Annotated in this window: 15 protein-coding genes; 7 read left to right on the plus strand and 8 right to left on the minus strand. The window is 45.9% G+C overall.

What is annotated here, in order from left to right:
* The first annotated feature begins 247 nt into the window (after window positions 1-247).
* Window positions 248-3769 carry an S-layer homology domain-containing protein gene (locus gpAD87_RS02580; RefSeq protein ID WP_157258403.1) on the plus strand — a complete coding sequence of 1174 codons (3522 nt, stop codon included), beginning with the start codon at window positions 248-250 and terminating at the stop codon, window positions 3767-3769.
* 168 nt (window positions 3770-3937) lie between these two features.
* Here the strand turns inward: gpAD87_RS02580 and gpAD87_RS02585 are convergent, their stop codons facing one another.
* Both gpAD87_RS02585 and gpAD87_RS02590 read right to left on the minus strand, forming a co-directional pair.
* The gene (locus gpAD87_RS02585; protein ID WP_064635995.1) at window positions 3938-4981 is read right to left on the minus strand and encodes an alpha/beta fold hydrolase; all 1044 of its coding nucleotides are present in this window, start codon (window positions 4979-4981) and stop codon (window positions 3938-3940) included.
* Window positions 4982-5256: 275 nt separating this feature from the next.
* A complete protein-coding gene (locus gpAD87_RS02590; protein ID WP_064635997.1) occupies window positions 5257-6123 on the minus strand; it encodes a helix-turn-helix domain-containing protein in 867 nt (288 codons plus the stop codon).
* A gap of 190 nt (window positions 6124-6313) precedes the next feature.
* On the opposite strand from gpAD87_RS02590, the gene gpAD87_RS02595 reads away from it, so the two are divergent.
* The gene (locus tag gpAD87_RS02595; protein WP_063565504.1) at window positions 6314-7330 is read left to right on the plus strand and encodes a quercetin 2,3-dioxygenase; all 1017 of its coding nucleotides are present in this window, start codon (window positions 6314-6316) and stop codon (window positions 7328-7330) included.
* A gap of 7 nt (window positions 7331-7337) precedes the next feature.
* Window positions 7338-8687, plus strand: coding sequence for an MFS transporter (locus gpAD87_RS02600; protein ID WP_064640714.1), 1350 nt, complete (start codon window positions 7338-7340; stop codon window positions 8685-8687).
* A 333-nt stretch (window positions 8688-9020) separates the two neighbouring features.
* Here the strand turns inward: gpAD87_RS02600 and gpAD87_RS02605 are convergent, their stop codons facing one another.
* The 4 genes from gpAD87_RS02605 to gpAD87_RS32085 form a co-directional block, all read right to left on the minus strand.
* Window positions 9021-10343, minus strand: coding sequence for an amidohydrolase family protein (locus gpAD87_RS02605; protein WP_064635999.1), 1323 nt, complete (start codon window positions 10341-10343; stop codon window positions 9021-9023).
* A 198-nt stretch (window positions 10344-10541) separates the two neighbouring features.
* Window positions 10542-11153 (minus strand): TetR/AcrR family transcriptional regulator, encoded by a 612-nt coding sequence (locus gpAD87_RS02610; protein WP_064636001.1) that lies wholly within the window; start codon window positions 11151-11153, stop codon window positions 10542-10544.
* A gap of 553 nt (window positions 11154-11706) precedes the next feature.
* Window positions 11707-11871, minus strand: a complete 165-nt coding sequence (locus gpAD87_RS31705) for a hypothetical protein (protein ID WP_157258404.1) — start codon at window positions 11869-11871, stop codon at window positions 11707-11709.
* A gap of 851 nt (window positions 11872-12722) precedes the next feature.
* Complete coding sequence (locus gpAD87_RS32085) at window positions 12723-12926, minus strand: hypothetical protein (RefSeq protein WP_197521357.1); 204 nt, start codon at window positions 12924-12926, stop codon at window positions 12723-12725.
* A 239-nt stretch (window positions 12927-13165) separates the two neighbouring features.
* On the opposite strand from gpAD87_RS32085, the gene gpAD87_RS02615 reads away from it, so the two are divergent.
* Window positions 13166-17791 carry a leucine-rich repeat protein gene (locus gpAD87_RS02615; RefSeq protein ID WP_064636003.1) on the plus strand — a complete coding sequence of 1542 codons (4626 nt, stop codon included), beginning with the start codon at window positions 13166-13168 and terminating at the stop codon, window positions 17789-17791.
* A 180-nt stretch (window positions 17792-17971) separates the two neighbouring features.
* Here gpAD87_RS02615 and gpAD87_RS02620 read toward each other — a convergent pair whose 3' ends face one another.
* Window positions 17972-18196 carry a helix-turn-helix domain-containing protein gene (locus gpAD87_RS02620; protein ID WP_064636005.1) on the minus strand — a complete coding sequence of 75 codons (225 nt, stop codon included), beginning with the start codon at window positions 18194-18196 and terminating at the stop codon, window positions 17972-17974.
* Between the two features lie 108 nt (window positions 18197-18304).
* Here gpAD87_RS02620 and gpAD87_RS02625 point away from each other — a divergent pair, with 108 nt between their 5' ends.
* The 3 genes from gpAD87_RS02625 (at window position 18305) to gpAD87_RS02635 (ending at window position 21269) form a co-directional block, all read left to right on the plus strand.
* Window positions 18305-18574 (plus strand): hypothetical protein, encoded by a 270-nt coding sequence (locus gpAD87_RS02625; RefSeq protein ID WP_064636007.1) that lies wholly within the window; start codon window positions 18305-18307, stop codon window positions 18572-18574.
* A 199-nt stretch (window positions 18575-18773) separates the two neighbouring features.
* Entirely contained in the window at window positions 18774-19811 is a 1038-nt protein-coding gene (locus tag gpAD87_RS02630) for an ROK family protein (RefSeq protein ID WP_082934981.1), read from the plus strand.
* A gap of 258 nt (window positions 19812-20069) precedes the next feature.
* Window positions 20070-21269: an MFS transporter gene (locus gpAD87_RS02635; protein WP_064640716.1), complete on the plus strand. Its 1200-nt coding sequence runs from the start codon at window positions 20070-20072 to the stop codon at window positions 21267-21269.
* A 175-nt stretch (window positions 21270-21444) separates the two neighbouring features.
* On the opposite strand, the gene gpAD87_RS02640 is transcribed toward gpAD87_RS02635, so the two are convergent.
* Window positions 21445-23205 (minus strand): methyl-accepting chemotaxis protein, encoded by a 1761-nt coding sequence (locus tag gpAD87_RS02640; protein WP_082934982.1) that lies wholly within the window; start codon window positions 23203-23205, stop codon window positions 21445-21447.
* Between the last annotated feature and the right edge of the window lie 113 nt (window positions 23206-23318).

Below are 23318 nucleotides of genomic sequence, written 5' to 3' on the forward strand. Positions count from 1 at the left end.
ATGGTGAACAAAATCTGAATTTTTCTTCACCCTCTTGCAACCTCTCTCTAGTCCATTCCAGCACCTCAATATGGAGGATGATAGAGCATAATCTTCGTAGATACAGCAAAAGAAATCGTTAACGAAATGTAAAGCAATGCAGGAATATGTCAAATTTTTAATAGGCGCTTTCATTGCGTTGACCCTGCCCTCAAAGTTTCTTATATTTACTCCCGACACAACAACTCAGAACGGTGGTGGGATGATTTTGTTCAACAATAAAGGAAAGAAAATGCTCGCTATGCTTACGCTTATACCACTGGCTACGGGCCTTGTCATGGGAGCTTTCCCTGCTGCGGTAACCTATGCGGATGCGGGAGATAACACACCAACCAACAGCTCGGCAACAGGTTCATGGCAAACGGGAGATTTGCACGTACATACGTTTGAGTCCGATGATGCGCAGAATTCGTTGGAAAATGTACTCGACGTGGGACTGACGAAGTATGGTCTGGACTGGATCGCGCTTACGGATCATTTGCGGTTATCCAAGCGGGATCAGAACGGAGTAGACATTCCAGGTGGATCGATTCCGATGTCCAAAGGGATGAATGAATACCAGGTGCCACAGATCAAAGCACTTCAGGAAGCAGGCAAATACGCAGGTAAAACGATCTTCTCCGGTTTCGAATGGGACATGCCGACACATGAACACGTTGGTGTAGGTATTCTCACAGATGAGCCGAATTCGACCGAAGCGCTGGAAGCTGCAAACGAATTTGAGTATCGTTTTACCAATCGGGATGCGAATCTGTTCGATGCGGCTGACGTAGCGAATTGGGATCAAACGGGAGGACGTGCCTATACAACTCATCAGGATGCACTAGCTGCTATCAATTGGCTGGCAACCAAGTATCCAACGACGAGTTATGCGATGATCAATCACCCTTCACGGGGCAAAAACAAATATACCATCGCGGACTTCCGTGAGTTCAACGATCTGGCTCCACAAATTGTTTTTGGTATCGAAGGTATGCTGGGCAACCAGATGGAACCGGATCGCGGCGGGTATAACACAAGCTACAACGTAGCCAATCCGACCGCAGATGATGGATACAAATACCGTACATACGGTGGTGTGGACTATATGGTCGCCAAAGTGGGCGGTCTGTGGGACGCATTGTTGGGAGAAGGGCGTCACTTCTGGAACTATGGTAATTCGGATTACCATTTCAAGACGATTGGCACCAATTCCAGCGGTTATTTTCCGGGCGAATATGCCAAGACCTATTCTTGGGTTGATGGTACAGGGATGCAAGCCGTGCTGGAAGGACTGCGTTCAGGGAAATCATTTTCCGTATTCGGTGATCTGATCAACGCACTGGACTTCACGGCTTCCGGCGCGGGCACTCAGGCTGATATGGGCGGAGACTTGGGTGTGACCCAAGGTGACGAAGTGGAACTGAAAATCCGTTTCAAGAGCCCAACCACGAGCAACAACTATGAAAAACCAATCAACAGCGGCACGTCCGCTGGACAAGTACCGGTGGTCGATCATGTCGATCTCATAGCAGGAGATGTGACGGGCAAGGCCGAGAAGGGCACAGCCGCCTATTCCAAAGATACTAACGACTCTACCAAAGTGCTGGCAACCTTTACGTCCAACGATTGGACAACAGATTCGGAAGGTTACAATGTCATCACGTACAAGATCAAAGCAACGGACCAGGATAAATATTATCGCCTGCGCGGTACAAATCTGGGCATGAACGTTGCAGGAGAGACCGTAAATGGTGAACCGCAACTTGACCCGAAGATCACAACAGCGGATGCAGAGACTCGGTTCAACGAGATCAATGATCAGAACTATCGCGACCTGTGGTTCTACTCTAACCCGATCTTCGTGAATGCCACACCTTACAGTGATGCACAGGCGGTAACGGATACGCTTCAAGCGATTGATCTGGGCGATCTGAACGCGGTCACTTCCGACCTTACCCTTCCTGTTGAAGGAAAACATGGAGCCACGATTAGCTGGTCCAGCTCCAACGCGGAATTGATGGATGCACAGGGGAAACTTCTTACACAGCCTGAGAACAATGAGCGACTGGAATTGACGGCAACGGTACAACGTGGCAGCGAAATGGATACCAGAACGTTCACTGTCATTGTGGAGGGAACAAATAATCAGGCATTGGTGTTAAAAGGTAACATGACCACCGCTGACGGCCAGCCGTATCATACGGATACATGGACAAACCAGTCCGTAACGGTGAGTGTAACCAGCGCAGTATACGCGCCAGCTACTTCGGCGACTACTGAGTTATCCCGTGATGGAGGACAGACGTACGAACCATATACGGAGAATACACCTTTGGAGATAACGGAGTCGGGAGAGAATAAGCTGTTATTCAGAGCGACAGACGATTTGAACGAAACCTATACTTTACCATTGGTGGTCAAAATAGATCGCGAAATTCCTGTCATCACCCTGCAAGGCAACAGCCAAATGTCATTAACCGTGGGAGATACGTATAACGAGCCTGGAGCACAGGCTACCGATAATGTGGGCATCAATGGTTCCGTGCAGATTGACGGCACAGTGAACACACAAGCGGCGGGGATCTATACCCTTCGTTATAACGTGAAAGATATTGCCGGCAATGCTGCACAGGAAGTCACACGTACGGTTATCGTACAAGCCCGTTCGGGTAATGGCGGCGAGGGTTCAGGTAGTGATGGAGGCAATTCCGGTGGAAGCACACCTAGCGTGCCAACAACGCCTACCGTTCCAACCACACCAACCAACCCGGATACGGGATCAGATTCAACTACTGAAGTGAAGGTAGAGGTTGAAGCGAATCAGCCAGTACAAACGGGTCTGAAAGACATCGTGCAATTCAACGCTCCGGCTGGAGCCATTGGGAAAAAAGATACGTTGCAGCTGTCCGTTGTATCCAAGGACCAATTACAGAATACAGCTTCGCTGAATGTTCTGGGCCAAGCAGTACAGATTACTCGCAGTGGAGGACGGACATTGAACGATCAGGCAGCCCTGAGTCTGCAATATGATGCTTCCAAGCTGACTCAAGGAACACAGCCAGCGATCTACTATTATAATGAAGCCCGTCAGAGCTGGGTATTCATTGGTGGCAAGACGAATGCAGCAGGAACAGTATCGGCAAATGTGAATCATCTGGGTACCTTTGTTGTGTCCAGTTACACAGCTGCTAGTCTGTCCGATCTGAACGGACACTGGGCATCCGACTATGCAGATCGTTTGATTGGCATGGACGTTATCCAGGGTTACACAGATGGTACATTCCAACCATCCAAAAAGATTACACGGGCAGAGTTTGTTACGTTAATCAGTAAGGCACTGGCCTTGAAGTCCGTGCAGTCGGATACGTCGTTTGCAGATCAAGGCAGTCTGCCAGACTGGGCGAAGAGAGATATAGCCGCAGCCGTGCAAGCCGGAATCGTGAAAGGCTATGGAGACAACACGTTCAAACCTAATCAGACGATTACTCGTGCGGAGATTGCTGTGATGATGGCGAATGCATTGAAGTTGAGTACAGATGCACAGTCGGGAACGAGCAATGATGCTGTAAAACCAAGCTTCACTGACGAGTTGCAAACTCCGGCTTGGGCACAAGATGCACTGAATACAGCCGTTCGGGCCAAAATTGTGAACGGATATACGGACAATACGGTTCGTGCGGGAAATATGACGACCCGTGCGGAAGCCGCGGCAATGATCTATAAGCTGCTGTTGGCGCTTCACGTGTAAAAACACAATATTTAATGAAATAAAGCAAAGGTCATCCTGAAAGGGATGGCCTTTGTTTATTTTATAGTTAACTCATATATTTCAAATAAATGATTATTTACTTGTCTCGTCCAACTTTCAATTTTATCACCTATATTAACTTCGTTGAAGTCAGCCTCGATTCGCATTTTAGTAATTTTGCATCTGCTTGATAAAGGTATCTACCATCCAATCAAAGAATCTTTGCTTCTCTTCATAATGTGGGTAGTGAGCCGAGTTCTTATAGGCAATGAATTCCTTTTGGTTTCCTTCAATCTGGTCAAGAAACACCTTGGCGGCATGGGATGAAGTCATAAAGTCGTAATCTCCCATGACAAAATAAAAGGGTAGATCAAGCTTTGTAATCAAGGATGGCAAAGGACGGCTCATAGCCTCACTTATTAATATTTCTTGCGAATACATGATTCCTTTATTATAGCGAATGGTATCAAGCATATTGTATTCATTGCTGAACGTCATTCCCAGGAAGCTGGTGTCAGGGCTGTCCATCAACCTTGAAGCGCCTCCGTACCGTTCAACAATATCTCGCGGTGTAAACGCCTGTCCTTGTTTGATCGGTTCATAGACCTGCTCCAACTGGTCTACGTCTTCATGATTACCAGCCAACTGGGCTTGCTCCATAACGTAATTCCATCCGTCCATCTCGCTCTGTTGTGTATCTGCCATCTGCCCGATCCCAATGTAAGCTTCATATTTTTCGGGTGCTCGCTGTGCAGCAAGTGTTCCTATGTATGTTCCGTATGAATGGCCAATTAATATCACTTTCTTCCCCAGGCGTTGAGTAATATAATCCGTGACGGCCAATGCATCCTCTACCAACAAGTCAGCTGAGAGATTGGAATAGTCCTCGAAAAAATGATAGGATTTTCCGCTTGCTCTCTGATCATAGTTCACAATCGTAAACTGAGATTCTAATAAATCCTGGTACTTTTTGGCGTACGGAAGTTCAGATGCACCCGGTCCACCGTGTAAATAAAGGATAACTGGGTTTTCCAGATCCTCCCCTCTGATCATGATTTCATGTTTCATACCATTGATTTTAACTTGTTCCAATACATGAATAGGGTTTGAACCTTTTATTTTTGGTGTCCATGTTGGAAAATAAAGAACTACGAGTGATAGCGTTAGAGTTGTAATGCCGAGCCACAAACCTGTTTTTTTGATTTTGTTCATAGGAAATGTCCCCTCTGGTTCAATGTTTTGAAGTGATTATTGTTCATGAACTCATAACTCTATCTTACTTGACTCGTCATTGATTCAAATCGTACGCCAGATTGAATTTGTTCTCAGTCTCAGGTTGGGCATGTACAGCTTTATATAAAGTCGTTTCTTCATCGCTTGATAAAATAAAAATAACCACAAAACCCGTACATCATTTCTGTAACGGTTTTTGTGGCCTTCTTATTTGAATAGAAAATATATGCACACTATAACACATCGCATGTGAATCACGACCCTTGAGGCTGCCTGAACTCTTTAGGGGTCATTCCGCATTTTTCTTTAAATATCCGATAAAAGTACTTCATATCCTGTATTCCAACCTCTCTGGCAATGGTTTGCACACTCCAATCGGTTTCGGATAACAGTTCACAACTTCGTTGTATACGTTTATTTTGTATCATCTGTGTCAGGGTGAGCCCGGTAACCTGCTTGAATGTTCTTTGGAAATGGCGAGGGCTTATAGCGAATCGTTCACACAAACGAGTAAGAATGGCGGATTCATTATAATGACTGGATATATAGTTCACTGCAAGTTGAATGTGGTCGGTCAGATCTCCTTGTGCAGACTGAAGATCACTTGGCTCGGCATGCCGTATGCGAGTTAACAAGTCCATCAGATGAAGATACAGTCGGTAACGATAGCCGGATTCCTTACATTGAAGTTCAAGGTGTAAAGAGTACATGATCTTCCCGAATTCTTTCTTGTTCTCCGTTACTTTGAAGCCGTTCCCTAGAGTACGAAATGGTTGAGTGAGCTCATCAATATCATCATAGATCATGCGGTCACCGATGGCTTGAGGCCCCGATAATATGTGCTTCTCCACAAGGCAATTCATGAGCGTGACAGACTGATTCAATGTGGTCTGGAACACATGTCTCGTATCTGTAGGAATGAACAACAGGTCTCCACGAGTGATTGGGATACAGCTGTCATCGATCGAGAGTGTTCCTTGACCTGCCGTCACATAAGACAATTCATAAAATGAATGCGCATGCTTCTGACACTGGTTATTTCGTATTTCTACCGGATGCATGGAAATGGGAGTGTCATGGAAAGGGTGCTCCATGTAATAGGTTGAATCGGTAAAATTCATAAACAGGAGGCCCCTCCCTCTTCAATTTTTTATTATTTAATTTTAATGGATTAAGCGAGTGACTTCAATCAATCAGATGTCGCATTTGCCCATAGGCTGGTCGCCCTAGACCATTTTTTATATAGGGTGAAGTCCTTAAAATGAACATGAATAAAGGATTGGAGGAGAGAATCAAGTGACATCAACATTAATGAGTACATTGCCTCAGACAAGAAAGCCTTATTTACTTCGTAAAGGAGAGGGCACGAGTTATACGTTCGGTAAACAGGTAGTTACGGTCATGGCGGATGCTGACAGTACAGGAGGACAGTTCGAAATGTTCACCATCGCCGGGAGTAAGGGAGAGGTGTTTCCCCTCCATTTTCATAACAGTAGCTACGAATCTTTAATGGTTCTGGAGGGAAGAGTTGAGTTGGTAATCGACGGGCAATATCATCTTCTAACTTCTGGAGACTATGCACATATACCGCCAGGGACAAGGCATGCCTATCGGTTTGCAGGTCATCGAAATCGTATTGTTTCCTATTCATTACCTGGGAATATCACGTCTATCTTTCCTGTCATCGGTTTGGCCTATTCTTTCAAGGATTACCCACCGCAGCCCCTACACGAATGGACGCAAGAGGATTTGATCCGAGCCTCCGAGGTAGCTGATATTTGTTTTGAGGATGGAGAGTTACAGTGGGGTGCTTCCCAGCTTGTTGAGACAGGAGTAGTGCACGGCGGAGTCGTTCCTTATGTATTGGAGAGCGGGGAAGGGGATCGTCTCTTAACGGGAGATCAATTGCATCGCATTCTTGCGTCTCAGAAAAATACAGATGGCACCTACATTTTTGTATCTACAGAAGGACCGAAGGGTGAACCTATTGTAGAGCATTATCACGAGAATCATGTGGAAACTTTTTATTGTGTACAAGGCCAGATGACCATGTGGGCGAATGGAGAAGAAATTCAGCTTCATGAAGGAGACTTCCTCCACGTGCCGGAAGGTACTACCCATGCCTATCGTCTCGATGCACCGTATACCCGCTTTGTTGGAATGCTGGAGTGCGGTTTGTTTGAGCCATTCTTCCGCATATTGGGAGAGCCTTATGAACATTTTATTTTCCCGAATGAACCTGGCCCGCTACGGATGGACCGCGTTATGGCTAATATGGATACTCTGGATCTGAAAGTGGTTGCCCAATCACCGTTGCATCGCAATTGAGTATATGATGGATAAAAAAACAAACCTTACACAACAATCACAATCATATAAATTAATTTGGATTTTAGCCTTTGCGATGGTTATTTCTGTGATGAATTCCACGATGTTTAATGTGGCACTGCCTGATCTTAGAACAGAATTCGGATTGACCTCTTCCCAGGTTAGCTGGGTGGTAACCGCATATATCATTATATACGCCATAGGGTCGGTAACGTATGGCAAGCTGGCTGATATGTTCAAGCTGAAAAATTTGATTACATTTGGATTATGCTGCTTTGCAATGGGGTCATTAATCGGAGTACTGGCGGACAGTTATATGTTCATCATTGTGGCTCGAATTCTACAATCGATAGGAGCGTCCGTTATCCCGGCCTCTTCCATGTTGATTCCAATTCGTTATGTGGCTGAAGAGAATCGTGGCAGAGCATTGGGGATTACTTCGGCTGGTATGGCTCTTGGGACAGCGATTGGTCCAATCATTGCCGGGTTCGTTCTTAGTATGGCAAGCTGGCGTTTTCTCTTCGCGATTTCCATTTTGGTACTTGTTACATTACCGTTCTTTCGAAAATATCTGGGTAATGACAAGGGTGTAAGAGGACAGGCAGATCTTCAAGGGGGGCTGTTGCTGGCTGGCGTTATTACACTGTTAATGCTTGCGATTACAAGACAAAGCTTGCTCTTGTTGCTGCTGATGTTAGTGACGCTCGTACTGTTCTGGATAAGGATGAGAAGATCGTCAGCACCGTTTATATCTCTTGAATTGTTTAAAAACAAACGCTACTCTCGCGGACTTCTCATTGGGTCCATGGTGTTGACTTTGAATTTGTGTGTGCCTTATCTGATCCCCCAGATGTTAACCAGTCTTAATCAGTTGTCTGCGTTACAGATTGGTTTGGTGATGTCGCCTGGAGCCTTGTTTGCCGCATTATTTGGACTCTTGGGCGGGCGCATTACGGATAAAAAAGGCAATCGTTATCTGTTTTCGTGGGCTTTTGGGTTGCAATTCATTGCGTATACGCTACTGTATATTTTTACAGGTGGTTCGTATGGTGTAGTGCTGTTTGTTCTTATCGCTGCGAATACAGGGCTGACATTTGCCCAGATTGCTCTGGCGAATACCGTATCCAGAACCTTGCCGAGGCATGAGGCGGGTGTTGGTATGGGTGTCTATATGATGTGCAGCTTTATCGCTGGTGCGATTGGAACGTCGATTCTTGGAACCACATTGGATGCAAAAGGGGCAAGCACTCAAGTATTCGGTTCCATTTATATCTTTTTTGGGATATGGATTGTGGTCTCCGCAGTATTGTTTCTTTCCTTTACCAAAAAGAGAGAGTCCGAATCTGCAGCAACCTAGGTTGTACTTGGTATCGTCGATTTAAAATCGATAGAAGCTTTCTGTCATACGCAAGTTATTGAACAGGCTGTCCCACAATTCCTCTAAAGGATGGAGCAGCCTGTTTGTTATGTTTACGGAAAGATCTCAGTATCCTGAAGCTACAGTAAAAAGATCGGGATAAATAAGGCAGGGAGCAGGTTCAATACCTTGATCTTCGTAATCTACAAGATGTTTAACCCCGTATAAAGCGTCAGAATACCGCCAATCAGAGTAATTTCGTTCATGATGTTCGACGTCAAGAAGACGGAAAAACAATTGATTAATATACCAAGCATGATTTCACTCCTGAATTCACCAAACTGAGTTTACAACATCGTCGACTTCGTTGATTCTTGTGACAGATGGTGTTTGAATTAGATTTCCTTTGACCATAACCATAGAGATGCCTGATAAGGCCTCGATATGTTCCAGGGGATTTTGCTCCATAATATTCAGATCGGCATGTTTTCCGATATCGACCGTCCCTGTAACATCGTCAACACCGAGGATCTTCGCATTGGTTCGGGTCACCATGTCGATGACCTGTTTGTTGTTCAGGTTGGCCTGTCTCATGTAGTGATCCATCTCTCTCCACATATCATAGTGAGTCACGTAAGGCATGGCGGCATCGGTGCCGATACCCATGGTGATGTCGTTCTCGATCGCTTGTTTTACGCCTTTGAGCATGGAATCGTAGACGAGTCTGGAATTCTCTTTTACCGTTGCACTTACCTTCGTTACGCTAGTATTCAGTGAAGCGGATGGATAAGCGGCTTGCAGAGTGGGGATGAGTGCGGTGTAGCCATTCAGGGCATTGGGATTATTTTTGTACAAACGAATGATTTCGTCGTCCATCTCCGAACCGTGCTCGATGGTATCGACACCACCTTGTAAAGCAACCCTTACGCCTTCCGTGCTCTCCACATGGGCTGCCACCCGCAAACCAATCTTATGCGCTTCATCGCAGATCGCCGCAACTTCGTCCACCGTCATCTGTAAACGTCCAGCTTCGCCCACCATCTTCGCATCCGTCACGCCACCCGTCACACAGATTTTGATCAGATCCACACCGTGTTTCACATTGATCCGTACATTTCTTCGTGCTTCCCACGGGGAATCGCCCACCAGAGCGAGGAGTGGAGCACCATGTCCGCCCGTGACACTTATGAAAAACCCTGAGACAAGCAGATTAGGGCCGACAAAGTCACCGTTGTTAATCTCATCCCGCAGCTGGACGTCGGTGTAAAAGAATTCCCCCACACTGCGCATCGTCGTCACACCCGCATGGAGTGCGGTCAGCGCGTTGCGTTTCATGCGTTTTTTCAAAACGTTTCTGCCAAACTTCGTGTTCAATATCCGATCATAGGCAAACTGCAACAAACCTTCACTGACCGAGAGACTGAAAGGTTTACCGTCTGCAAAGAGATGTACGTGGGCGTTGATCAGTCCAGGCATTACGTATTTTCCTGAGAGGTCGATGGTTGTGTAGTGACTCGGGATATGCAACTCGTGATCTCGGCCGATATCCTGAATGAGACCTTGCTCATTGACGAGAATGGTCATGTTTTTTTGCAGATTGCGGCTTGAGTCGCCGTGGATCAGATTGACGTTTTTCAATGCGTAAGCAGTGTTCATATTGTGTTCCTCCTTAGAATGTGGGTGAGGTGAGCAGTTAGGATAAAGGTAGATAGTTGATTCAATAATGAATAATTAATTCATTTTTAGTTCAAAAAAATAGGCAGATCATCTGGTGGATTTTTTTGCGTGCAAACCAAGTGAAGTTGATCTGATCTGCACGCTTTGTCTATCTGGCATAAGTGATGAGATGGAGCGTTATTCGTTGAGGCTCTTCATACCGTACAGTCTATATACATACAACGCTTCGAATATTTGCTTCCTGCTGTCCTCACTCATATCCCGCTTCAATAGATCCAGGTTCATGTCGATCACGTTGTGCGCGAGGATGTTCAGTAAGATCAAATTCTCTTCGGTTCCGATCTCATATCGTTTATATTGATTTTTGAGATACGCCTTCTTGGTTTCGATCATCAGCTCAACAAGCTCATTTTTGGCGTTGGTGTAGATGGTACCTTTATTCTTTTCAAAGATGATGACAATCTGATTCCGGTATTTCCGTAATACGTCCACCTGTTCCTGCAACAGCGCCGACTTTCGCTCGCTATCCGTTTCCTCGAACAAGGTCTGGTTATCGAAGTGAATCGTCTCCACCAGCACATTTTTTAGATAATCCACCAGATCCGGCGGCACGACGGCGTAGAGGAGTTCTTTTTTGTTCTTAAAATAAGTATAGATGTTGCCCACGGAAATATTGATCTCATCCGCGATATCGCTCATCTTGGCATCGACATAGCCTTTTTCAAAAAAGACCTTGAGCGCCGCGTATTCAATCTCTTTCCTGACTTCGTCTTTCTTGGCTTGCACCATCGGTAACGACTCCTTAATAGTGAATGGATGATTCGTTATTAGATTAGACCTTTTTGAGGGGGGTGTCAAATGGGGAGTAGTATAGAGGATTATAGAATCTAAAAATAAAGAGCACCAAGCGGCGCTCTTTATTTATCTTATAAAATCATTAATGTGAGAGGGGAAATGTGTTTGGTTCCTATCTAGATTATATTCGCCAAGGTACATGTGGAATTTTATAACGGAAAAAAGTATTCGAATCCTTTTTTACATATATCCATGGTGGATTTGGTGGTGTACCCTTGGCTTTATACAGAGCTTCGCCTTCATCACTTGATGTATATTCGTCTAGATTGGAAAGGCTAGATTGAATAGTTCCTTGATAAGATAATCTCTTCCCTTGTATTTCAACATTAGGAGCGCCAGAGATAAACCTGTTCGCTGTGTTTATTAATCCAACTCTTCCCGAAGACCAAAGGATAATTTCACTGAGTAGTAATAAGCCAACTACCGTACAAATGCCTATTAATATTCGTTTTTTTTCATCATTCTTGATCTCCTTTATATTTAATTCTCATTTTCCAAAGTCGTAATCGGGTAAGAGGCCATTTTGGACTTCAGCATTAGGTCTTCCATTTTTTCTGAAGTAGGATTGCAGTCCATCGTCGATATAATAAAAGTCAGTTAGACCCTCACCCGAACTGGACTGTGTAGTTCCCATCTCTTTTCTTAAAGACATAACTATGTCTCTTTGGTTATTTGTAGGATTTAAAGAAGGATAACTTTTTGCAAACCACATTGCAATGTTTGAGGCTGCGGTAGGTGAGCAACCAGTATACTGTCCTGATGCATAGGTCCATTGTTTCTGATTGGTAACCTTAGAGACATAAAATTTATCAATGCTGTTATATCCCGTTTCCCAAGTACTTGGATCGATCGATATTAGTTACTCCCCCCACTAAGAGAGTGAAAATTATTTTAGCTCCAATTCTTCTACGATGGAACTTCATTCTGTGGTCCACATATGAGTAGATTATTAATCCATAAAAGAATGAAGCAATGGTCCTAGTTAATACAAGGATCAAATAGTTATGCAACAACAATTTAGGTGTACTCAAGTAAACATAAGAGACTTATGTCCTGTGTTTAACAAATCGTATATAATAAGTGAGGTAAAAAGGAATATGGTTATTAATGGAGGCCATTAAGACTTAGATGTTAGCAGGCCTGTTGATTAACCAGAATTTGTGACCGGAGGTGATCCGTAATGGAGATTCAACCTAAGATTTATACGAATCTTCCATTCGACCGGCAACTCGTCTAAAAGCATCAAACAGCCATTTGAGCAGCACAAAGACGATAAGTGCAGAGAACAACTGACCATAGAAGATAGTTTCGGTTGTACGAAAGATTAGTCGGTCATCACACGAATTTCACTTCCCTCAAAATCACGAAAGAAGACAACACGATGACGCGCTTGGAACGGCACTGTGGCGTTCCCAATTGGCATGTGAAATCGCGAAAGATCTCAGAGTCTTCATCAGCATTCCACCGTGACGCATTCCGCAACGGTCCATGAAAATAAAAAGGTTAGGTTTTCCAATGTTTCGCATACTGACTCATCGTGCCTTGCGCCAATCGTTTCCGTGACGCTAAAGAGTTGTCTGTTTTGCGCCCGCAAAGCAGTGTGCAACTTAATGCAGCTCGTTCCCCATGGAAATGAGCCAGTACAAGCAGCATGATCTGCGCCAAAATTTCAATCAGACCATTCTTCGCTTGCTGAAGGCAAACCAATAGTGAAGAAAATGATAAACGGTGGATTATGCCCTATCGATATAGCCCACCGCCCTACGATCGATTCGACTCCTCAGGCGTTAGAGAAATATGCTAATTTTTTCATTATTCTTTTATTAGCCTTCTTAATAATCAAATGTAGTTGCCATCCACTTGCAAGCCTAGCCCTATCCCGCTCATCCGAAATCTTTCTACTCTTTATCATCTCACTTCAAGCGTTATTACAAAGGAGAAAATCTATGAAAAAAACAGCCTTATGTCTATTAATTGCAATATTTACGTTTGGGACTTCATTCTCGCAGATTCTGCCTATTTATGCAGCTGAGAACGATTTCACTTTTACAATCGGTTCCAATGGCGCAACGGTCACTGACTACAGTGGTACGAATCTGAATGTGGTTATTCCCGATGAGTACGCGGGTATGTCGGTAACCGAAATTGGGAGATCAGCATTTGATACGTATGGTACAGGCAAACCTAAAATTACGAGCGTCGTGATTCCGGACACTGTGAAGGTCATTCAAACGTATGGCTTCCGTTATACCAGCCTCACTTCCATAGAACTTCCAGACGGTTTGTTAACGATCGGCTCCAGCGCATTTGAGAACAATCCGCTTACAACAGTCGTTTTTCCGGATAGTGTGACGATGATCGGCAATTATTCTTTTTATATGAATAATTTAACATCAATTAAATTATCGGAAAATTTGAAGACGATTAATGGCGGGGCTTTCGACACCAATCACATTACGAAACTTGTCATCCCAGCCACCGTAACGAATGTCGCCAGTAGTTCATTCTATAATAACAGCTTGACTAGTATAACTGTGTTAGGCGATGCAACAACTTTTGGTTCAGGTGTATTTGCGAGTAATCCGAGCAATCTGAAAATATTTGGTATTGAGAATTCTCCCGTAGCCGCTTATGCGTCAAGCAACGGACATACGTTTGTGGACGGAACGGCGTTATTTCAAGCGCTCTCTAGCGCCAAGTCGTTGTTGAAAAGTAAACTGGTTGGCACCGGCGTAGGACAAGTTTCGGCCAATGCCTACAACGACTTATTGGCAGCCTATGACGCAGCCATGCTTTTTATCGACGGAATCGGGAATGCCACCATCGCCTCCGACCTAGCTAGCGCTGCAACTCCTCTGATCTCTTCAATTGAGGCATTCAATGCTCAAATTGTTCAGGCTGGCAATCCCGCAGCGTTGGGGGCGGCGATTGCGGCGGCGCAGCAAGCATTGATGGATCATCCGCAAGGAACGAATGTAGGGCAGACTTCGGCAGGAGCTCGCACTGCACTGCAATCCGCAACCGATGCGGCGCAGCAGATTTTTGATAACGCAGGCAATTACACGCAGGGTCAACTGGATACCGCGGTTAACGAGTTAAATACAGCGGTCCAAGTTTTTAATGCCGCTGTGATAAAAGCGGGTGTTCCGACGGCGCTCGGCGCGGCGATCACGGTTGCGCAGCAGGCGTTAGCAGATCATCCCGAAGGAACCGATGTAGGGCAGACTTCGGCAGGAACGCGCACCGCACTGGAAACTGCACTGGATGCGGCGCAGCAGATTTTTGATAACGCAGGCAATTACACGCAGGGTCAACTGGATACCGCGGTTAACGAGTTAAATACAGCGGTCCAAGTTTTTAATGCCGCTGTGATAAAAGCGGGTGTTCCGACGGCGCTCGGCGCGGCGATCACGGTTGCGCAGCAGGCGTTAGCAGATCATCCCGAAGGAACCGATGTAGGGCAGACTTCGGCAGGAACGCGCACCGCACTGGAAACTGTGCTAGATGCGGCGCAGCAGATTCTCCTTAACGCGGGCAATTACACGCAGACTCAACTAGATACTGTGGTTAACGAGTTAGATACAGCGGTTCAAGTTTTTAATACTGCTGTGATAAAAGCGGGTATTCCGACTGCACTGGACTCGGCGATTACGGCAGCGCAGCAGGCATTGGCAGATCATCCCGAAGGAACGGATGTAGGGCAGACTTCAGCAGGAGAGCGCGCTGCCCTGGAAACTGCACTGGATGCGGCGCAGCAGATTCTCGATAACGGGGGCAATTACACACAGGATCAACTGAATACCGCGGTCAACGAGTTAGATGCAGCGGTTCAAGTCTTCAATGCTGCTGTGATAAAAGCGGGTATTCCGACTGCACTGGACTCGGCGATTACGGCAGCGCAGCAGGCATTGGCAGATCATCCCGAAGGAACGGATGTAGGGCAGACTTCAGCAGGAGAGCGCGCTGCCCTGGAAACTGCACTGGATGCGGCGCAGCAGATTCTCGATAACGGGGGCAATTACACACAGGATCAACTGAATACCGCGGTCAACGAGTTAGATGCAGCGGTTCAAGTCTTCAATGCTGCTGTGATAAAAGCGGGTATTCCGACTGCACTGGACTCGGCGATTACGGCAGCGCAGCAGGCATTGGCAGATCATCCCGAAGGAACGGATGTAGGGCAAACTTCGGCAGGAACGCGCACCGCGCTGGAAACTGCACTGGATGCGGCGCAGCAGATTCTCGATAACGGGGGCAATTACACACAGGATCAACTGAATACCGCAGTCAACGAGTTAGATGCAGCGGTTCAAGTCTTCAATGCTGCTGTGATAAAAGCGGGTATTCCGACTGCACTGGACTCGGCGATTACGGCAGCGCAGCAGGCATTGGCAGATCATCCCGAAGGAACGGATGTAGGGCAGACTTCAGCAGGAGAGCGCGCTGCCCTGCAGACCGCGATAGATGCAGCGCAGGCTATTGCCGACGATGCGGAAAATCAATCTCAGACTCGTTTGGATGAAGCAACTGTCAGTTTGAATGACGCTATGGCGTTGTTTGAAGCCGCTTGGGTGGGGGTGGTGCTAACCGCACCGGTCAATGATTTGTACGGAACGAGAGATACGCTTCGCTTTACAGTATTTTACGGATATGAAGTAACCGTAATAGGGACACCGGTCGTTCCGATCAGGGTTGGAGATAATTCCGTCACTCAGACGGTATATGCCTCATATATGGGAGCACGCGGCGAGGCAGTGACAAAACTTACTTTCGAATTCGAAGTTCCTGGGGGGTTGGCGGATGTTGACGGAATTGAAGTTGCTGCAGCATTGGAGCTCCCAAACGGTGCAAGTATCGTTCGCACCTCTAGCGGGCACTCAGCTACGCTAACTTACGCAGCACCGGACGTGAGCGGAATTCGTATCGCGGCGATCCCGCCCGAGGTTGCCCTGACGGTTGTACCGAACGGATTGGAACGTAAAACGATAAGTGTGATGGCAAGCGTGTATGGGGTGGCTGCGGGAAATGCCATGACGCAGCTCCGTTGGCTGCCTGGAAGTCTTAGTGAAGTTGATTTTGTCGGCGGAACGAAAGGAAACGATATTTTGGCTGTACCTCAATTCACTATTACTACCAACGGCGACTATACGGTTTATGCCCTCGACAAAGCAGGCAATGAAGCAGTGAAAACGATCACTGTGACTGGGATCTCAACTCCGTCTTCGTCGGATAACGGCAATCGACCGGTCCCATCATCGGGTAACGACGATCGATCAGGCACATCTGGGACAACTGTGAATTTAGCTCCGAATGGTGGGATTACAATTGTTATCGATCCATCCGACATCAAACAAGTCAAACGTTCGGACGGCACGATGATCGAGAAAATCATCCTCCCTGAACGGACGAGGAAGCAAGTGCTGGAACTCTTGAAAGATACGATGAAACCGTTTGTCAGCATTACAATCGGCAATCGGGAGCAAGTAGTACAGGCACAGCTTCAAGCTGACTGGATCGCGGATATGGTCAAAGCTAATCCTAATACAATTATAGAGGTGAGGTTGAACGATTCTAGCTACCAATTACGGTTAAGCGCAATCAATCTGATCCGCTTGGCGGAGCGTCTCGATGCGGAAATATCGAATTTGACCGTGAACATCATACAGGAGTTGGCCGGTGAGCAAATTCGGGAAGAGATCAATCGGATCGGCGTTTCCAAAGGTTTTTCTGTTTTCGCTGACGTTATTGACTACAAGGTGATGGTCGAAGCAAACGGGCAAATGTTGGAGGTGCACGACTATGGCGGATCGTACACGATTCGTACCATTAAGTTGGACCGAGAGAACACAAATCATAACCTGGTTGCCGTTCAGTATATCCCGGAGAACGGAACCGTCGTGTTTGTTCCGGCAAAGATGGAAACCGGTCCAGACGGCACTAATGAAGCGATTCTGAACGTGCCACATAACAGCTTATACACAGTCGTAAATGTGCAAGCCCGAACCTTCGCCGATTTAAGTGGACATTGGGCGAAAGTGGATATAGAGCATCTGGCGTCCAAACTGCTGGTGAACGGCGTGGCTGCTGACCGTTTTGATGCAGAGGGAACCGTTACACGAGCGGAATTCTCAGCCTTGCTCGTTCGTGCACTAGGGCTATCCGTGAAGGGGAGCGAGGGCAGTGATCGTTTTACGGATGTCCCTGCATCCGCATGGTATGCATCTGCAGTAAATTCGGCAGTGGCTAGCGGGCTGGTTAGCGGCATCGGTTCCGGCCGTTTTGCGCCTAACGATCCAATTACTCGCGAGCAAATGGCTGTTTTGATGGCTGGCGCTTTAACCTTCACCAGCCATGGAAACGGTAGTGATGGGAAAGAGGGAGGCCATCTGGATGCTTTCACGGATCGAGACTCCATTTCTTCCTGGGCGCAAGTTCCAGTAGTCCGGGTATCGGAAGACGGCATAATGAAAGGCATGGAGGACGGACGCTTTGCCCCGACGGAGAATGTAACGAGGGCGCAGGCAGCGGTTATACTGAAAAGGTTCCTGCAAAATGTACATTTTATCGATTAAATCAAGCAAAGTAATCAATCCAAAATTAATTGAGATACTCATTCATAGTATCGTCTGTATAACGATAGTAAAGGAGCTACCTAGTGGCAGCTCCTTTTTGTCGTACATGTAATTGGCAGCTATGTGTGAAATGGATTTGACAAGAAAATGTTTGGTGATTATTTCATCAAGGTAAAGAAACTAAGCCTCACGAATCTCACGAATCTCAATAATTTCCCTTATATCATCAATATCCAACGCCTCGGCAATCCGCTCAATATGAGCAAAATTAATATTCTCACGTTTCCCAGACTGCAACTCACTCAACGCAGCGTGGCGGATATCAGACAATCGTGCCAGTTCACGCAACGAGATATTATGTTTTTCTGTGAGTTTATGAATATTGACGAAGACTTTCTTAGCCATAAGTATCACTCCTACAATTTCCACATGGTCTTGACGTTACGCATGAGCGTACCATATACTTTTTGTATATCTGGTACTCTTATGCGTACCAATTTTAGGAGTGGTGACATGACAAGTACCAACAGCGAAGACCTCGCTTTGCAGTACGCACAACTTGTCCAACAGGAAGACGATTACGTTGATCAACTCGTTACATGCAACAAACTCATATTGGACGCCATGGACATTATCGCCAAGCGAGCAGGGGTACTGCACATGGACACGGTGAAACAGGCTGCTTATCACCTACATGCAATGGAACAGGATCTAAACCGCAAGTTATTTGAAGTCCGACTGGAGAAGAGCATCTTAGCGAATCGAATGAGTCAGTCTACATAAAACCACCTCAACTAAAGGACAGTGCAGGATCATACAAGATGATCTTGAACTGTCTTTTTGTCTTTCCATCCAAACGTTTTTCGCTTCCAATTAAGCATTGACTTTCCTCCCAAATCCCCCTAAACTTCAATTATTAAAATACTTTTAAAAACATTCATCGAATGGTCCGAAATGAACGGAAGGAGGCTTACAACTAACGATGTTACCTACATCACACAACACCCAACAGGTGAAGCGCATTAACGTTGAACTTGTGAAGAATACGCTCCGATCCATGGGCGTAGGCACGAAGGCTTCCATTGCGAATCTGACAAAACTGAGCGTGGCGACATGCGGCACGATCCTGAACGAGTTGCTTCAGACAGGTGAGATTATCGATCTGGGTCCAGACGAATCGAGCGGGGGAAGACCTGCCAGTCGGTATCAATTCAATGCGGACTACGCCAGTGTGCTGTGTCTGATTATTCGAACGGAAGGCGGAATTCACTCGATCACACATACAAATGCCAATCTGAACGGGGAAATGACGGACGAACAAACGCTCATTTTGGATGAGATTAATGTGACTGTAGTGGAGGATTTAATTGCAAACCTGATTGAACAACACCACAATGTGCAGGCGATTGGCATCGGTATACCTGGTGTGGCACACAACGGCGTTATAGGGATTTGCGACGTACCGGATCTAATGTATCAACCGCTTGGGCCAAGGCTTAAGGAGCAATATGAAGACGTGGAAGTGGTCATTGGCAACGACATGAACCTCACGGTCTATGGACTGTATAACCAGCAGCAATTTGAGGAAGAGAAGAACTTTGCGGTGGTGACTTTTCCGGAGAATCATTTTCCGGGTGCGGGCTTTATCATTGACGGTCGTCCGCTCACAGGGAACACGCAATTTGGGGGCGAGGTGTCCTTTTTACCATTTGGTGTGTCACGAGAAGAGCAACTGCACATGTTGAAAACGAAAGAAGGGTTGCAGGAACTCGTTGTACAGACGCTAGTATCCATTATTGCAATCATTAACCCGGCCGCGATTGTTGTTACGGGCGATACAATGGACCCATCCATGCGGGATGGCCTGCTGCAAGGCTGTTTGGATCACCTGATCCCACAGGAGCATATGCCTGAGTTGATCATCCAAAGAGATACTCGGCGAGAGTATGTTACCGGACTGGTAGCAGTGACGCTGGAGAGCCTGACCTACCGCATTCAAGTAATTGAGAAGCAATGGTAGGCAACTACTTTATGAAGTTAAGCAAAATATTTTACACGATAACGGAGAGGGCAGAACCAATCTGAAGAACCCCTTTATCACTGTATTTTCTCCTTTAGGAACAATTCAAAAAAATACAGGGATAACAGCGGTCGGAAGATGGTACTGCAATCGTAGTTATAACGTGCAATCATTTTTCTGAACACACTGGAGGAACTTATTTTGAATCAGCAAGCAGGTACACAAGGAAACAAGAAAAAGTTCAACAAACTGTATGCCATGCAACTGGCAACGATCTTTCTGGGATTTATCGTATTCGGTATATCGGAAAATATTAAGGGGCCAGCCATTCCGCGCATTCAATTCGACTTCAATCTGGATGAGAAACAGCTCGGAACATTATTGTCCCTGAATGCACTGGGGTACCTGATCGCCTGCTCATTCACCGCCATCCTGGTACGCAAATGGGGCATAAAGGCGGTTAGCATCATTTCATTTGCATCAATGATTCTCTCGGGTGTGTTCATTTATGTGTCTCATACATATCCACTTTTTGCTTCATCATACTTCTTCATGTATATCGGAAACGGCATGCTGGAGATTGCCTTGGCAATTCTGGGAGCGCGGATCTTTGTGAAAAACACAGGTACGATGATGAACCTATCCCATTTCTTCTATGGGTTAAGTTCAACCGTGGCGCCTTTGCTGGCCACAGGGGTGATGTCGTTGAGCGTGTTCGGACACGTACTGGACTGGCGCGGCATGTATCTCGTGATGTTGTCACTCTGTCTGCTGCCAATCATTGCGGCGCTGCGCAGCAAATTCCCGGGGGATGATCTTCCTCATGAAGATCGAACTTCACTGAAGACGTTAACACGTGATCCAGCCATCTGGCTGATGGTGCTCATTCTTTCTTTTGGCGTGGTATCGGAACTGGCGGTTGGGGGTTGGCTCGTTAACTTCCTGGAGAAAGCCTATATGTGGGACACGGTCAAAGCATCCGGGCTGCTATCTGCGTTCTTCCTTGCTTTCTCGTTAGGTCGTCTGCTGCTTGGTCCACTGACGGACCGAATTGGATTTGTGTTGTCGCTCATTCTATTCTCGGCTTTCTCGGCGGTATGTACGTTTGTGGCGCTTACAGGAGGAGAGAGTCTTGCGTTCTTCTTTGCCGTATCCGGTGCAGGTATAGCGATGATCTATCCGACCGTTATGGCGTTTATCGCACGCAGATATCCAAACGGCAGTGACACGGCGATTACGTTCACGGTTACCCTCATGGGCGTCGGTAGTGTCATCGGTAACTATGTAATTGGTTGGGTCATTGAAGGCGTGAAGAATATGTACGGTCCAACCACTCAGTTGGGGTTATTACGCGGACTTCAGGCGGGATATGGATTCATCGGCCTATGCGCTGTGATCTGTGCGGCATCTGGAGTGGTGTTGTACGGGTATTTGAAGCGGAAGCAGGAACTGATTTAGATTATGTAGATTTGATGTAGAAAGGAAATAGAGTTTTGATTGACGACGTTTCTGTAAGCTAACAGGAAACAATAGCTCAATAAAAACAAGGAGGCAGCCGACCAACGTGATCGGCTGCCTTTGTTCAATTAACTTAGGTTAGTTTATAACTGCAAGTGCAGTCGCATTTTAGAGATTAATACTTAAATTGGATTGTCAAACGCTCTAACTGCTGTGACATATCCGACAAGGTTGTGGCTAGGCTCGTAATTTGCTCCATTGAAGCCAGTTGTTCTTCTGAAGATGCAGCTATATTTTGTGAATTGTCTGCAGCTTGAAGCGCAAGATTGGAGACTTGCTCTTGACCCGCTGTTATTTCCTGGACACTTGCAGTTATCTGTTGTGTAACACTGGCGAGTTCTTCCGTTTGTTGCGCGATAAAGTTTGTGGACCCCACAATTTTGTTGAACTGTTGTTCTGTCTCACTAGCAATCTGTATACCGGAGTCGACGTCCTGTTTAACTCGTTCCAACGTTTTAAGAGATTGCTCTATATCTGTACGCATATCATGAATCAACGTGGAAATCTGCCCGGATGACTGATTCGATTGTTCAGCAAGTTTTCTTACTTCAGCAGCAACTACGGAGAAACCGCGGCCTTCTTCTCCTGCACGGGCAGCCTCAATCGAAGCATTTAAAGCCAGAAGGTTAGTCTGGTTTGCGATATCCGTAATGGCATGTAGCATCGTACCGATCTGCTGGCTGCGTTCATCAAGCATCCTCATTACTACATCGGTTTCATTAACGGAATGGTTAATCAGGTTCATTTGCTTCGTCGTGTGCTCTATGGCAGTACTACCTATATTCGCCAATTCCATCGCATCAACAGAAGAATCAGCAATAGTTGATGAGCTTTCCGCTATTCGCTGGATACCAATTGATATTTCCTCTAGTGAGTTGGTAGTCCTTTGAAGCATCATTTGTTGCTCTTGTGCACCGACTGCGGATTCTTGGATCGAAATGGTGATATTCTCAGTTGCTTGACTGGTGTGCTCTGCTCCAAGGGTCAATTCTTTGGAGGATGAAGCTACCTGCTTTGTCGAGAGATCGACTTGTCTAATAAGATATCTCATGTTTTTAATCATTTCATTAAAGTCTTTAGACAACTCACCTATTTCATCTTTGGACTTCATTTTGACTTCTTCAACGGTTAGATCACCGTCGGCAACTGACTTCAGTCGCTTTGCGATCTTAAGGATAGGCTTCGTTAGACGCCCTGAGACGATGCTGACGATAACTGAACCGAGAACTACTGCAACTGCCGTAACCATTATTACAAGATAAAGAACTTGCGTTGCACCGCTGTTGAACTCACTTAAATATGCGCCTGAACCGATGATCCAGCCCCAATGTGGATCCATTTCAGCATATGAAACTTTCGTTTCTATTTCACCTGTATCAGGTAGAGCCCACTTGTAGGTGACAAATCCCCCTCCGGCTGATCCAACCTTAACAAGCTCTTTCCCCAAATACACGCCATCTTCCGTTACGACATCTGTCAAATCTTGACCTTCATTTGAAGGATTCATCACGGAATGAGCACCCTTATCAACTGCCCATGGATATCCTGTTTTCCCTACAGTATATTCACTTTTTACAGGCCGCTTATTATCTGCATTTTTTTCACCGAGCAGTTCGATGCGGAGTTTTTCCTGTGCTTGCTCCAATGTTAAATCTCCGCTCTCTACTTGCTCATTGAGGATGCTAATCATGCCAATAACCATATTCACACTATTTTCAAGTGCTGCCTTGCCTGATTCATTCATTTGATTTTTCGAAACCGTATACGAAGTGAACCCTATCACGATCGTGGGCACAATTAGTATAGCCAAGCATAGAGTAACTAACTTTGTTCTCAAAGATCTCATTTTTAGTATGGATACAATCTTTGTTTTCACTGCATTTCCCCCTCAACACAACAATTTACAGCTCCCATAACTTTAATAGTTAAAATTTAAAATAAAAGTCTGTACATAATATATCGAAAAAATATGCTGTAAAATGAAGTCCT

This window comes from Paenibacillus sp. AD87 (assembly GCF_001659845.1).
GTDB classification, from domain to species: domain Bacteria; phylum Bacillota; class Bacilli; order Paenibacillales; family Paenibacillaceae; genus Paenibacillus; species Paenibacillus marchantiae.

Bases quoted from the DNA above. Each gene is read 5' to 3' on its own strand.
- gpAD87_RS02615 (WP_064636003.1), top strand. From the start codon at position 13,166: ATGAAAAAAACAGCCTTATGTCTATTAATTGCAATATTTACGTTTGGG.
- gpAD87_RS02635 (WP_064640716.1), top strand. From the start codon at position 20,070: ATGCAACTGGCAACGATCTTTCTGGGATTTATCGTATTCGGTATATCG.
- gpAD87_RS02610 (WP_064636001.1), bottom strand. From the start codon at position 11,153: ATGGTGCAAGCCAAGAAAGACGAAGTCAGGAAAGAGATTGAATACGCG.
- gpAD87_RS02630 (WP_082934981.1), top strand. From the start codon at position 18,774: ATGTTACCTACATCACACAACACCCAACAGGTGAAGCGCATTAACGTT.
- gpAD87_RS02625 (WP_064636007.1), top strand. From the start codon at position 18,305: ATGACAAGTACCAACAGCGAAGACCTCGCTTTGCAGTACGCACAACTT.
- gpAD87_RS02600 (WP_064640714.1), top strand. From the start codon at position 7,338: ATGGATAAAAAAACAAACCTTACACAACAATCACAATCATATAAATTA.
- gpAD87_RS02595 (WP_063565504.1), top strand. From the start codon at position 6,314: ATGAGTACATTGCCTCAGACAAGAAAGCCTTATTTACTTCGTAAAGGA.
- gpAD87_RS31705 (WP_157258404.1), bottom strand. From the start codon at position 11,871: ATGTCTTTAAGAAAAGAGATGGGAACTACACAGTCCAGTTCGGGTGAG.
- gpAD87_RS02590 (WP_064635997.1), bottom strand. From the start codon at position 6,123: ATGAATTTTACCGATTCAACCTATTACATGGAGCACCCTTTCCATGAC.
- gpAD87_RS02605 (WP_064635999.1), bottom strand. From the start codon at position 10,343: ATGAACACTGCTTACGCATTGAAAAACGTCAATCTGATCCACGGCGAC.
- gpAD87_RS02620 (WP_064636005.1), bottom strand. From the start codon at position 18,196: ATGGCTAAGAAAGTCTTCGTCAATATTCATAAACTCACAGAAAAACAT.
- gpAD87_RS02585 (WP_064635995.1), bottom strand. From the start codon at position 4,981: ATGAACAAAATCAAAAAAACAGGTTTGTGGCTCGGCATTACAACTCTA.